Below are 12,553 nucleotides of genomic sequence, written 5' to 3'. Positions count from 1 at the left end.
CATTGTTCCTCCCTTAACTTTTGATGCTATCCCATGCGTAAACAAGGTTCCCTCAGTTTAGCCCAAACCCAATGGCTCGATCATTTAGCCCAAGCGGATCACTTTAATCGCTGGGTTTTTGCTCATATTGCTCCCCATTTAGGGGATGAGGTTTTAGAAATTGGCTGCGGAACGGGTAATTTTACTGTGCATCTCGCCAACCATTGCCGCCATTTAACGGTGATAGATTTAGATGGGGACTATGTGGCTCAAACTCGGTCGCGTTTGTCTGAAGCTGATCATGTTACTTTTCATGTGGGTGATGCTACCCAACAGCAATGGCGCGATCGCTTTGACACGATTATTTTGCTGGATGTGCTAGAGCATATTGAACAGGATCAGGCATTTTTAAACCAACTGGCTGGATTACTCAAACCGGGAGGCCGTTTAATTCTCAAAGTCCCCGCCGGTCAACGGCTTTATAATCTTCTCGATAGTAGTGTTGGCCATTATCGCCGCTATAACAAAAAGAACCTGAGCCGTACCCTCGTGGATGGAAATTTTACCCCCCTCGCTCTCCATTATTTCAACATCATGGGGATTCCTGGCTGGTGGGTGAATGGTTCCTTGTTAAAAAGAACCATTCCTGGAGGGGGACAAGTGGGGCTGTTTAACCGCTTTGTGCCGCTGTTTCAACGCCTAGAGCAACGATTACCGCCCCCGGTTGGGTTATCCTTGATGGCGATCGCTACCCCTTCAACGGTATGAAGCTCTCTGTCATTATCCCCTGTTACAACGAATCAACAACAATTCACCAAATTGTTGCAGCAGTGAAAGCATCTCCCATTCAAAATCTAGAAATCATTATTGTTGATGACGGCTCCACCGATGGCACTCGGGATATTCTCGAAACGCAAATCACCGGCCTGGTTGACCAAATCATCTACCATCCCCGTAATCAAGGCAAAGGGGCCGCCCTGCGCACGGGTTTTAGGGCAGCAACGGGGGAGATTGTCATTGTTCAAGATGCAGATTTAGAATATGATCCCCAAGAGTATCCGCTTGTGATTGATCCTATCCTCAAAAACCGGGCTGATGTGGTCTTTGGCTCCCGCTTCTTGGGAACAGGTTCCCACCGGGTTTTATACTTCTGGCATACCGTCGGCAATCGCTTTTTAACGACGCTTTCTAATATGTTTACCAATCTCAATCTTTCTGATATGGAAACCTGCTACAAAGCGTTTCGCCGCGAAATCATTCAAAGTGTGAAAATTCGAGAAAACCGCTTTGGCTTTGAGCCAGAAATTACCGCTAAAGTAGCTCGCATGAATTGCCGCATTTATGAAGTAGGGATTTCCTACTATGGTCGTACTTATCAGGAGGGTAAAAAAATTAACTGGAAAGATGGGGTTTGGGCAATTTATTGTATTGTGCGTTATGGTTTGTGGGGGTGAGGGAAAGGGGAAAGGGAAAAGGTATTCTTAGGAGGGGGTGTTGAGGGTATCGGAGAGGTATTGGGCGGTGGATTCGACGAGGGCGATCGCATTTTCATAGAGCATCCGCGTGGGGCCGATTAAGCCGACACTGCCCACGGGTAAATTGCCTTTGTAATATTGGGCAGAAATTAAGGTGCAACTGCTGAGGGGAGCGAGGGGATTTTCTGCGCCAATGCGCACAGTAGACCGCTGTGCTGGCTGTTCCGGCTGTTTGAAAATCAAAGGAAAAAGTTGTTCCTGTTCTTCTTCTAATAGGTACAGCAAGGTTTGCACCTGTTGCACCTCGGAAAATTCCGGTTGGCGCAGAGCCTCGGCAATGCCGCGAATCACAATGGGCATCACCATGGGGGTTTGATACCGTTGCACCACTTCCCCTAAAATTTGCTGGATGATCACCGTATAGGCGCGAAATTCTTCCCCCAATTCTTGCCAATTTAATTGCTGTAATGCGGCAAGGGATTGCCCCCGCAGTTTTTGATTGAGAAAATTGGAGAGAATTTGTAACTCGCCGCTCATATCTAAGGCTTCATCCTCCGGGCGATCGCTCGCCATTAAGGCCGACAAATCTAGACGCATTGATTGGGTTTCATAGGCATCGGTGACGACAACGAGCATTCCTTGCTCGGGGCTGATGGGGAGAATATGGAGGGATTGAATCCGATGGCCCGTGGTTTGGGGCAGAGTGATCAAGGCAATATAGCCGCTGAGGGTGGCGAGAATTTGCGCGGCTCGTTGCAGCAGTTGCTCAAGGTTGTAACGGCCCCAATCCAGTTGTTGGGTATAGACTTGGCGCAGTTGTTCCCCTTTGCCATCGTCAGGGGTGATTAGGTGATCCACATAGACCCGATAGCCGGAATCGGAGGGAATGCGACCGGCGGAGGTGTGGGGCTGATAGAGCAATCCCACCTTTTCGAGGCGGCCCATGGTGTTGCGAATTGTGGCTGAACTGACTTGCAGGTCATATTCAGCGGCTAGCACCTTTGACCCGACGGGTTCGGCGGTGGCAACATAGCGATGAACTGTCGCCCAGAGAATCTGTTGTTGGCGTTCACTGAGGCAATCGTGACCGAGCATGGCTAAAATACGTTTGTATGCGAGTGGATGTTAAAAAAATTTTTTAAACCCGTTGAAATTGGGATTTTTAATAGCGAGCGATCGCCCCATCGACCAAACTGGCATAGGCTTCAATCCCCCCTTGAATGTTTGTAACATTAGTAAAACCTTGGCTCCGTAACCATTGGCACATTTGCGCCGAGCGAACCCCATGGTGACAGAGGACGTAGGTTTCTGCATCAGGTTTGAGTGTTGTGGGTAGGGTGGTGGACCATTGGCCAAATTGGCTCAGGGGGTAAATTTTAAAATTGGGGAGGTGGGCGATCGCCACTTCCTCCGGTTCACGGACATCAATGAGTTGCAGGTCGGGATCGCCTTGGGCGAGCCGTTGGGCTAACTCAGTGACAGAAATGCTAGGAATACGATCAGAATGGCTATGCATGGGAGAATCCGGTAGGCTGAAAAAGGCAACGGGACTTTTAAGTTTTCTTCAAATTAGCAGGTTTGATTGGGCTGTGGGTAAAAAGCGAGTGAAGGGATGGATAGTGACGGGGTTGATCGCCATTGGGCTGTTGTTGAGCGATCGCCTCGTGGCCCTGATTGCCCAAATTCTTTGGTTTACAGAAGTGGATTATCTCGCCACATTCTGGATCCGGGTACAGACCCAGGTTTGGTTATGGGTTGGAGTCAGTACGATTTCAGCGGTGTTTTGGTTTAGCCATTTGGCCTGGAGCGATCGCCACCAATATCCCCAACCCGCCCCAGTCGATGCTCACGATCTCCGGCAAAATATGGCCCCCCCTCAGCGCCAGAAAATCCTCACCCTGCGCTATATCCTCCCGTTAGTCCTAGGGTTAGCGACCCTTTTGGCTTGGGGAACCATCCAGTATGGTCGGGTGGCCCTTGATTATGGCTGGTTGGGGTTTGAGATCCCCCCCCTCACCCCCGATATCCCCCCCCTCTTAAGTGGTGCAGCCCTCGTGACCCTCCTCACCACCACCTCCCTCGGACTCTGGCTATTGATGGCAGTCATGATTCTCGGCATCATTATCCAGTTCCGTTGGACTGTGCGACTGATTGCAACGGGGATGGTCGTGCTGTTTGGATATTTAGCCGCCAACCACTGGACGCGGATTCTGGCCTGGGAACAGGCTACCCCGTTTTACGAGCGCGACCCCCTATTTCACCTCGATATCGGCTTCTACTTCTTTCGATTGCCCATCCTGGAACTCTTGGCCCTGTGGCTCACGGGCTTGTTTTTCCTGACGCTTCTCTGTTGTTTGTTGACCTATTTGCTTTCCGGCAATAGCCTTTCTGATGGCAAATTTCCCGGCTTTTCGCAGCCCCAATTGCGCCATCTCTATGGATTAGGGGGGATGTTGATGGGGGCGATCGCCCTCCAGCACACCATTAACGCGATCAAGCTTGTCTATTCCCATCGTGGGGCCGTCTACGGGGCAGGCTATACCGATGTGATGGTGCAACTCCCCTGGGAAATTGGCCTCGGCTGTATTGCCCTCGGCCTCTGTGGGGGGTTAATCTATCGCAGTCGCGCCCAAACGGTGAACTTCCGCCAAATCCTGGCAATTTTGTGGTGGATCTATCTCCTCCCCGCCCTCCTGGGCCTATTCCTCACCCAGGGGATCCAGCGGATCAACGTTCAACCCAACGAACTAGAGCGAGAAACCCCCTATCTAGTTCACAGCATTGCCGCCACCCGCTCCGCCTTTGGTCTGACTCGCATTGAATCAGAAACCTTTGATCCGAAAAATAATCTCACCCTCGCCCAAATCGCCGCCAACGACCCCACCATTGATAACATTCGCCTTTGGGATACCCGCCCCCTCTTGAAAGCAAATCGCCAACTTCAAGAAATTCGCCTCTATTACACGTTCCATGGTGCGGATATTGACCGCTATCAAATTCAACGCTACGACGAAGTGGGGAACATTTTCCCCCAAATCCAGCAAATGATCGTCGCTCCCCGTGAATTGGACTATGACAAGGTGGAGGGGGTGACGAAAACTTGGGTGAATGAACATCTGGTTTATACCCATGGCTATGGCTTCACGATGTCCCCTGTGAACCGCGTTGGGGAAGGAGGGCTACCGGCCTATGATGTCCAGGATATTGGCACGGAAAGCGATGCTGGTCGGCTGCAATTGGCTCCGGATCTTGTTCCCGATAGCATCCCTTTAGGGCGGCCCCGGATCTATTTTGGTGAATTGACCCATACCCATGTGATGACTTCAACGAAGGTGGAGGAGTTTGATTTTCCCAGTGGTTCGGACAATGTGTTTACGACCTATGAAGGTCGGGGGGGGATTCCGCTCAATTCTTGGTGGCGGCGGCTGGTGTTTGCGGTCTATCTGCGGGATTGGCCGATTTTATTCACCCAAAACTTCACGCCGGATACTAAGATTTTGTTCCGGCGTATCATTGGCGATCGCCTCCGCCAAATTGCCCCCTTTTTGCGCTATGACAATGATCCCTATCTGGTGGTGGCTAATGTCGATAACAGCAATGGCAGTGAACCCAATTATCTCTATTGGATGATTGATGCCTACACAACGAGCGATCGCTATCCCTACTCTGACCCCGGCCCCCACCCCTTCAACTACATTCGCAATTCCGTCAAGGTGGTGGTGGATGCTTATCACGGCAATGTGACTTTCTATATTGCTGACCCCACAGACCCAATTATCCAAACCTGGAATAAGGTTTTTCCCAAACTATTTAAACCCCTAGAGCAAATCCCGCCCCCCCTGCGGGCCCACCTGCGCTATCCGACCGATCTCTTTAGCACCCAATCGGAGCGGCTCCTCACCTACCACATGGAAGATCCCCGCGTCTTTTATAACCGTGAAGATCAATGGACAACGCCCCAAGAAATCTATGCCGATACACCCCAACCCGTTGATCCCTATCACCTGATCATGCAGTTACCCGGTGAACCCAGGGCAGAGTTTATCCTTCTCCATCCCTATTCCCCGGTGGCGCGGCCCAACTTGATTGCCTGGTTAGCGGCCCGGGCCGATGGCGACAACTACGGCAAGCTCCTGCTCTACCAATTCCCCAAACAGCGGCTGATTTTCGGGATCTCCCAAATGGAGGCGCTGATCAACCAAGACCCGCTGATTTCTCAGCAAATTTCCCTTTGGGATACTCAAGGATCGCAAGTAGTACAGGGGAATTTATTGGTGATTCCCATTGAAGAATCGCTGTTGTATGTGGAGCCAATTTATTTAGAAGCGGAGCGCAATAGTGTGCCTACTTTAGCGCGGGTGATTGTGGCCTATAACAATACGATTGTGATGGCTCCGACGCTGGCCCAGGCCATTGAAGAATTGTTTACGCCGGGTGAGTCTGACGAGAAGCCGGTGATTCGGCGGCCGGTGGAAACCCCTGAGCCGTTGTTAGAGATTTTTGAGCCATGACGGTGATCATTGCGGGCGATCGCAGCAATGCGGGCAAAACGACGATCACCCTCGCCCTCCTCAGCTATCTCCACCACCGAGGGCTACGGTTGCAATCCTTCAAGGTGGGCCCGGATTACATCGACCCGATGTTTCACCGCCATATCACGGGCCGCCCCTGTCGTAATTTAGATCCCCTCTTAATGTCAGAATCGGGGGTAAAAGCCTGTTTTAATCGCCATCAGCAAGGAATGGCAGGGGTAATCATTGAGGGGGTGATGGGGCTGTTTGATGGGGTGATATGGCAGGGCCAGGGGGATTATGGCAGTACGGCCCACCTGGCCCGGTTGTTGAATGTGCCGGTCGTGTTGGTGGTGGATTGTAAAAGCTTGTCGGGTTCGGTGGCGGCGTTGGTCTATGGCTATCGGGGTTTAGATCCCCGCTTAAATCTGGCGGGGGTGATTTTAAATCGGGTGGGGAGCGATCGCCATTTAGAATTGCTCACCGCTGCCCTTGATCCCTTAGGGATTCCCATCCTAGGAGTATTGCGGCGGGAGCAGGCTATAACTCTCCCCGATCGCCATTTAGGGCTAGTCCCTACCGATGAATTACCCCAATTGCCCCAACTCTGTGAACGGTTGGCGGCATTGGTGGCGGATTTTGATTGGCCAAGGCTGTTACCGTTGATTGAGCCGGAACCAATTACCCCAGAAGAAGCCCCCGCGATCCTCGTAAAATCCCCCAGGGTGACAATTGCTGTCGCCCGCGATCGCGCCTTTAACTTCTACTACGAAGATAATCTCGATGCCCTCAAAGCTGCGGGGGCTGAGTTGCGGTTTTGGAGTCCCTGCGCCGATCCCTTCCCTGCAAATGTGCAGGGCTTGTATTTTGGCGGCGGATTTCCAGAATTGTTTGGGGCGGAGTTGGCGGCTAATCATCTTGCTCGGGAGGCGGTACGGGGGGCCATGGCCCAAGGGATGCCCACCTATGGGGAATGTGGGGGATTCATGTATTTATGTGAGGAATTGGTCGATTTTGAAGGGCAAAGTTGGCCGATGGTGGGGGCGATCCCTGGTAAAACCCAAATGGGGGGCAAGCTCACCCTCGGTTATCGCCAAGCCACGGCCCGACAATCCACCCCCCTTTTACCCGCCCAAGCCCAAATTTGGGGCCATGAATTCCACCGCTCCCAATGGCTCGCCCCCCAATCCCCCAATCTCTTTACCCTCAAAGGCCTATCCACCCAAACCCCCCCCTACCCAGAAGGCTGGAGCAATACTCACATTCACGGCTCCTATCTCCATCTCCACTGGGGAGCAGGGGGGGAGATCGCGAAGCGATTTGTGGAGAATTGTAGGGAGTGGGATCCCCCCCGGCTTCGCCAACCCCCTTAAAAAGGGGGTTTTGCCTCCTCGTCCCATGGCTCTGCCATGGGATGCACCCTAGGCGACTCTGCCGCCTGTGGGGAAATATTGCCTACTCCCTATTCCCCCTTCCTCCAATGCTTTAATATTGACCATCATTTACTTGGTGTGAGCGATGTTGAAGCAATTAGCACAGCTACCCCTTTGGGGGAAGAGAAAAGAGGATAGAGCAGAGAGGAGAGAGAAAATCTTCCACTTCTCACTTCTCACTTCTCACTTCTCACTTCTCACGTTACTAACATTGATGGTAGGGATCGCCCCCGCTTGGAGCCAAGGGGCGGCGCAGTTGCGGGATGTATCCCCAGGGGATTGGGCCTATGGGGCATTGCGGGATTTGAGCGATCGCTACGACTGCTTAAAAGGCTATCCCGATGGCACATTTCGGGGGAATCGCGCCTTGAGCCGTTATGAATTTGCGGCGGCTTTGAATGCTTGCCTTCAGGGGATTGAAGGGCTATTAGTGGGCCAAGGGGATACCGCAACCGCAGAAGATTTGGCCGTAATTGAGCGGCTGATCCGGGAATTTAATGGAGATTTAGCCGTGTTGCGGGGGCGCATTGATGCCATGACGGCACGGGTGGCGGAACTAGAAGCCAGTCAGTTTTCGACAACGACGAAACTGCAAGGGGAGGCGATTTTTGCCCTCAATAGCAATCTAGGGGGCGAGGCGATTACTGGCATTACCCGCAATGGGGCCCGGATTCCCACTGAGCCAATTTTTCAATACCGCACCAGGTTGGAATTCAACACCAGTTTTACGGGGCGCGATCGCCTCCGTACCCGGTTAATGGGCAGTAATGCCCTGCCGATGTTGGCGGATCAGGGCAATACCGGCGGGGCCAATGCCGCCAACCTCTTATTTAGTAATGATGGCCGTCTAGCCATGGATACCTCCACGGTGCAGCGCAATACCAATAATGTCGTCCTTGATCTCCTCAGTTATACCCATCCCCTAGGGGATGCGACAGAACTCACCCTCTTCGGGGCTGGCGGTTCCCATTTCCACTATGCCGACACCCTCAACCCCTATTTAGAGGATCAGGAGGGGGGCAGCGGGGCGCTCTCCCGATTTGGCCAGCGCAATCCCATCTATGGCCTTGGTGGCGATGGCGCGGGGCTGGGGATTACCCATCACATCGGCGAAAGCCTCCGGTTTGATCTGGGCTATTTGGCCAACCAAGCGGCAACGCCGAATCGAGGGCTGTTTAACGCCGATTATTCCCTATTGGCTCAGGCGGTGGTGGGCAATGACCAAGCTCAATTGGGTTTAACCTATGTCCACGGCTACAGCACCGCCAACCGTTTTCGGTTCGGGGGCAGTGGCACAGCGACGGGATCCTTTAGCGCGAATTTGATCCCCCTCGCCCTGAACGCGAATAGTAGCCGTCCCTTTGGTGATTCCTTATTTAACCGGCCGGTGGTGAGCAATTCCTACGGGTTAACGGCCATGGTGCAACCCAGTGATGGCCTCGCCCTTTCCGGTTGGGTGGGGGTGACGAAGGCGCGGTTATTAGAGGTAGGCGATGGGGAAATTTGGAACTATGCCCTTACCCTCGCGTTCCCGGATTTGGGGGGCGCGGGGAATTTAGGGATGGTGGTGTTGGGTAGTGAGCCGACGTTGCGGAGTTTGCGGGCCCAAGGGGGACGGGTTAATTTACTCGATACCGATCCGGTGTGGCATATTGAAGCAGCCTATCGCTATCAAATGAGCGATCGCATCGCCCTCACCCCTGGGATTATCTGGCTCCCGGCAGTGAACCAAAACGGGGGCAATGATGATGTGTTTATTCTGTCCTTGCAAACTCAATTCCAGTTTTAAGTGATGGATCTGCTGCAAATCCTGACCGCCGCCTCCCCCCTGACGTTTGCCGACTTCATGGAAACGGTGCTTTATCACCCTGAACTGGGGTACTACAACCGCCAGCCCATTGGTTTTCAGGGGGATTTTTTCACCTCCGCCACAGGCGATCGCGATTTTGGCGAGTTATTAGCCGTGCAGTTTTGCCAGATGTGGCAAATTTTGGGCTGTCCCTCGGAATTTACCCTTTTGGAAATGGGGGCCGGGGAGGGGGAGACGGCGCGGGATTGTTTGGCGGCCATGGCAGAAACTGATCCGCAATGCTACAAGGCGATCCGCTACATCATTGTGGAAAAATCCCCCCAAAAGCGCCAAAGCCAAGGGGAAAAGCTGGGGGGGCATCCGGTCACTTGGCAGGATTGGGGGGAAATCCCCGATCAATCCCTGATCGGTTGCTGTTTTTCCAATGAATTGGTGGATGCTTTCCCGGTGCATTTGGTGGTAAGTCAAGATCAGCAATTGCAAGAGGTTTATCTCGATGTCACTCCTACAGGCATTCAGGAACGCCTTGGCCCCCTGTCCACCCCAGAAATCGCGGCCTATTTCCAAACCTTGGGGATTCCGCTCCCTGGCCCCACCTACCGGTCGGGCTACCGCACCGAGGTGAATTTAGCCGCCCTGGATTGGTTGCAAACCGTGGCCCGGAAGCTGAAGCAGGGGTATTTGCTCACGATTGATTATGGCTATGAGGGCGATCGCTACTACCACCCCCAACGGTATGAGGGAACGCTGCAATGCTATTTCCAGCACCGCCACCACAACAATCCCTATGTAAATCTGGGCCAGCAGGATATTACCGCCCATGTCAATTTCACCGCCCTCACCCATTGGGGGGAACAGTACGGCTTGCAAACAGTGGGGATAACGAAACAGGGATTATTTTTAATGGCCTTGGGGTTAGGCGATCGCCTTGCGGCCCTTTCCCAAGGCAATATCCCCTTAAATCAACTCCTCCAACGGCGCAGCCATCTCCATGGCCTGATTGACCCCACCGGCCTAGGGGGGTTTGGGGTTTTGGTTCAGCAGCGGGGCCTGACCGATGGGCAAGTGGCGACCCCATTACGATGCGTAATGGATAGAGCCAACTGAATTTTATGCGGGGGATATAACTAATCCCCTGGGCTACTGCCATAATTTGCGTAAAAACACTTAAGTATTTTTGGGTATGCTGCTCCCGCTCCCCTGAATATCCGTAATAATACGGTGCTTTGGGGATAGAGGTTTGATTTTTTAAGCAATTAAAAAAATTTTTTTCCTCAGAGATTAAAAAAATTTTTTCCTAAGGGTAAAAGTTGCTGATTTGAGAGGAGCATTCCCCACCGAGAGCGGGGGATGTTCCTCCGGCAGAGGGAGAGGTATCCCTAGGGCAAAAGGCTGACCCCAAACGGGTTTAGGGGGATCGCCTCCTCAGCAAAAGAGGATCCTGCGGCGATCGCCTCCGGTAAATGACGGAATATTCGCAGCTTCTTTACAGAATTTTGGCGTATCTTCACGGAAACTTTATTGAATGGTTAAGGGATTCAGGTTATTCTGAAAGAGCGGTGGGGGAAAGCTACTAAACACTGCAATCTCAACAAACGTTCTTAATCACTCGTGGGAGGGTGTACCATGAAAGGCTTATTCTCTACTTTAGTCGCTTCTACTTTAATCGCTGCTACCGCTGTTAGTTTTGGTGCTGGTGATGCAATTGCTCAGGGCAATAGTGGCGGTGGTGGTGGTGGTTCTGCTAGCACCGACTGCGCCGCTGGTGGTGTGGGTCTGCTGGAATACGCCGCTTGCGTCACCGCATCTGGCAACGATGTGGGCGACAAAGGAACCCTGCTTTCCGGTCTCCAATCCGGCTCCCTCTTCTCCGGCTTTGACACCAGTGCCTTTGAATGGTCTGTTGTTGGTAAATCTGACGAAGGAAACAACCCACTTTCTGCGGGCAAAAAATCCACGGGTTCCTGGTCTTTATCCGGTCTGAACCTCACTGGGCCGTTCGTAGTCAGCTTGAAAGCGGGTAACGAATATTCCGCCTACTACTTCAACAACGTGACGGAAGCCATCAACAGCGGTACGTTCAGCACCGCTAACGGCAAAGATCTGTCCCACATGACCATCGCCGCTGCTACCACGCCCGGAACCCCCTCGACAGGAACCCCTGAACCTTTCTCGATGATTGGTGCAGGTCTGGCAATCGGTGCGGGTGCTTGGATGAAAAAACGCAACAACAAAGCCTAGATTTTTGGCTTAATCCAAGATTTCCCTTGAAAAGTTTCGCTTGGCAATGAGTGTAAGGATAACCCGCTGTTCGGGTTGTCCTTCTTTTTTTGGTAGGGCGAAAAATTTTTGTGCCTCCAGCAGGCTTACGCCAACGCCCCTACTGGGGAAATGGCTCACCACAAGCACCATGGACGGCTTGCACCCGCTCCCAGAGCCAGCCATAATCCTGATATTCCGGAATCATCTGTAAAGGCGTGAGTAATGCCGCAGCGGTGCAATCGGCGAGGGTGAGGCGATCGCCCACCAAATAGGGAGAGTCTTGCCAGGGGGCGAGAATCTCCAAGGCTTGGGCCAAACGTTGGCGGGCTAATGCTACCCCGGCCCCTTGAATTTTGTATTGTTGGCGGACTAAATTCACAACAATCGGACTCAACCAAGACGTATCGAGATGTTTACCGGCTCCGGCGCGGTAGTCGTAATAAACAAAGCGGGTGGCGATGCCAATACTTTCATCGAGCCAATCTTCTAAAAGCAGGATTTGCCGGTTGAGCAATGGATCAGCTAATAGTAAAGGCGGTTCAGGATACTGTTGTTCTAGGTATTGCCAAATCGCGGTAGAATCGCCAATGCTTTCCCCCGAATCCAGACAGAGCACCGGCATCGTCGTTAATCCCGTCAGGGGCTTAATCCGCAAAAGATGTAACCCCGGTGTTAAATTTTCCACTTCATAGTGCAATTGTTTGTAACCGAGAATGAGGCGAATTTTGCGACAATAGTGGGACGTGCTGAATTGTAAAAGTTTCATAAACATTTGGAGGCGATCGCCTTCTCCTCAAACCTGGTTTGCCCATCATCCCCCATTTATCCCGCCAAAAATTAAACTTTGATCGATCAAAAGCCAGTGTTAGGATAGGGGCGCACTACAATGCAATCATTCGTTTTTCAGCTTAAAAGGGATTGATTATGATCGCCGTTGCCCATCCTCTGCCGTCGCCTCAGACTTCCCGCCCCCGCCGTGGCCCGCGCTCGAAGCGTCGGCAGCAGGCTGTCTCTGTGGCCTTCCGCCCAGAGCCAGCGGGCAAAGTCATCCCCCATCCCACCATCCAGGTGGCGGCCCCTGCC

10 protein-coding genes are annotated in these 12,553 nt (G+C 52.6%); 7 read left to right on the top strand and 3 right to left on the bottom strand.

Annotation, left to right across the window (positions count from 1 at the left end; genetic code table 11):
* The first annotated feature begins 33 nt into the window (after nt 1-33).
* Nucleotides 34-747, top strand: coding sequence for a class I SAM-dependent methyltransferase (locus VB712_RS02870; RefSeq protein ID WP_323251934.1), 714 nt, complete (start codon nt 34-36; stop codon nt 745-747).
* Nucleotides 744-1,433 (top strand): glycosyltransferase family 2 protein, encoded by a 690-nt coding sequence (locus tag VB712_RS02865; protein ID WP_323251932.1) that lies wholly within the window; start codon nt 744-746, stop codon nt 1,431-1,433. The genes VB712_RS02870 and VB712_RS02865 overlap by 4 nt, the downstream gene beginning before the upstream one ends.
* A 27-nt stretch (nt 1,434-1,460) precedes the next feature.
* Here VB712_RS02865 and hrcA read toward each other — a convergent pair whose 3' ends face one another.
* Nucleotides 1,461-2,549 (bottom strand): heat-inducible transcriptional repressor HrcA, encoded by a 1,089-nt coding sequence (gene hrcA / locus VB712_RS02860; RefSeq protein WP_323251930.1) that lies wholly within the window; start codon nt 2,547-2,549, stop codon nt 1,461-1,463.
* Nucleotides 2,550-2,616: 67 nt separating this feature from the next.
* The gene (locus VB712_RS02855) at nt 2,617-2,970 is read right to left on the bottom strand and encodes a rhodanese-like domain-containing protein (RefSeq protein ID WP_323251928.1); all 354 of its coding nucleotides are present in this window, start codon (nt 2,968-2,970) and stop codon (nt 2,617-2,619) included.
* Between the two features lie 73 nt (nt 2,971-3,043).
* On the opposite strand from VB712_RS02855, the gene VB712_RS02850 reads away from it, so the two are divergent.
* From VB712_RS02850 to VB712_RS02830, 5 genes are all read left to right on the top strand, one after another.
* Complete coding sequence (locus VB712_RS02850) at nt 3,044-5,965, top strand: UPF0182 family protein (protein WP_323251927.1); 2,922 nt, start codon at nt 3,044-3,046, stop codon at nt 5,963-5,965.
* A complete protein-coding gene (locus tag VB712_RS02845) occupies nt 5,962-7,338 on the top strand; it encodes a cobyrinate a,c-diamide synthase (protein ID WP_323251925.1) in 1,377 nt (458 codons plus the stop codon). The genes VB712_RS02850 and VB712_RS02845 overlap by 4 nt, the downstream gene beginning before the upstream one ends.
* A gap of 274 nt (nt 7,339-7,612) precedes the next feature.
* Nucleotides 7,613-9,187, top strand: coding sequence for an iron uptake porin (locus tag VB712_RS02840; RefSeq protein WP_323251924.1), 1,575 nt, complete (start codon nt 7,613-7,615; stop codon nt 9,185-9,187).
* A gap of 3 nt (nt 9,188-9,190) precedes the next feature.
* Entirely contained in the window at nt 9,191-10,315 is a 1,125-nt protein-coding gene (locus VB712_RS02835; RefSeq protein ID WP_323251922.1) for a class I SAM-dependent methyltransferase, read from the top strand.
* 519 nt (nt 10,316-10,834) lie between these two features.
* Entirely contained in the window at nt 10,835-11,449 is a 615-nt protein-coding gene (locus VB712_RS02830) for a PEP-CTERM sorting domain-containing protein (RefSeq protein ID WP_323251921.1), read from the top strand.
* A 139-nt stretch (nt 11,450-11,588) separates the two neighbouring features.
* Here the strand turns inward: VB712_RS02830 and VB712_RS02825 are convergent, their stop codons facing one another.
* Nucleotides 11,589-12,236: a glutathione S-transferase family protein gene (locus VB712_RS02825; protein WP_323251919.1), complete on the bottom strand. Its 648-nt coding sequence runs from the start codon at nt 12,234-12,236 to the stop codon at nt 11,589-11,591.
* Nucleotides 12,237-12,553: the final 317 nt, after the last annotated feature.

The sequence above is a fragment of the Spirulina sp. CCNP1310 genome (assembly GCF_034932185.1).
Classification (GTDB): domain Bacteria; phylum Cyanobacteriota; class Cyanobacteriia; order Cyanobacteriales; family Spirulinaceae; genus Spirulina.
The sequence above is the reverse complement of the archived record's forward strand: the minus strand, read 5'-3'. Positions and strand labels throughout refer to the sequence as shown.

Excerpts from the sequence above, each read along its gene's own strand:
- VB712_RS02870 (WP_323251934.1), top strand. The coding sequence starts at position 34 with ATGCGTAAACAAGGTTCCCTCAGTTTAGCCCAAACCCAATGGCTCGAT.
- VB712_RS02865 (WP_323251932.1), top strand. The coding sequence starts at position 744 with ATGAAGCTCTCTGTCATTATCCCCTGTTACAACGAATCAACAACAATT.
- hrcA (WP_323251930.1), bottom strand. The coding sequence starts at position 2,549 with ATGCTCGGTCACGATTGCCTCAGTGAACGCCAACAACAGATTCTCTGG.
- VB712_RS02855 (WP_323251928.1), bottom strand. The coding sequence starts at position 2,970 with ATGCATAGCCATTCTGATCGTATTCCTAGCATTTCTGTCACTGAGTTA.
- VB712_RS02845 (WP_323251925.1), top strand. The coding sequence starts at position 5,962 with ATGACGGTGATCATTGCGGGCGATCGCAGCAATGCGGGCAAAACGACG.
- VB712_RS02840 (WP_323251924.1), top strand. The coding sequence starts at position 7,613 with ATGGTAGGGATCGCCCCCGCTTGGAGCCAAGGGGCGGCGCAGTTGCGG.
- VB712_RS02835 (WP_323251922.1), top strand. The coding sequence starts at position 9,191 with ATGGATCTGCTGCAAATCCTGACCGCCGCCTCCCCCCTGACGTTTGCC.
- VB712_RS02830 (WP_323251921.1), top strand. The coding sequence starts at position 10,835 with ATGAAAGGCTTATTCTCTACTTTAGTCGCTTCTACTTTAATCGCTGCT.
- VB712_RS02825 (WP_323251919.1), bottom strand. The coding sequence starts at position 12,236 with ATGAAACTTTTACAATTCAGCACGTCCCACTATTGTCGCAAAATTCGC.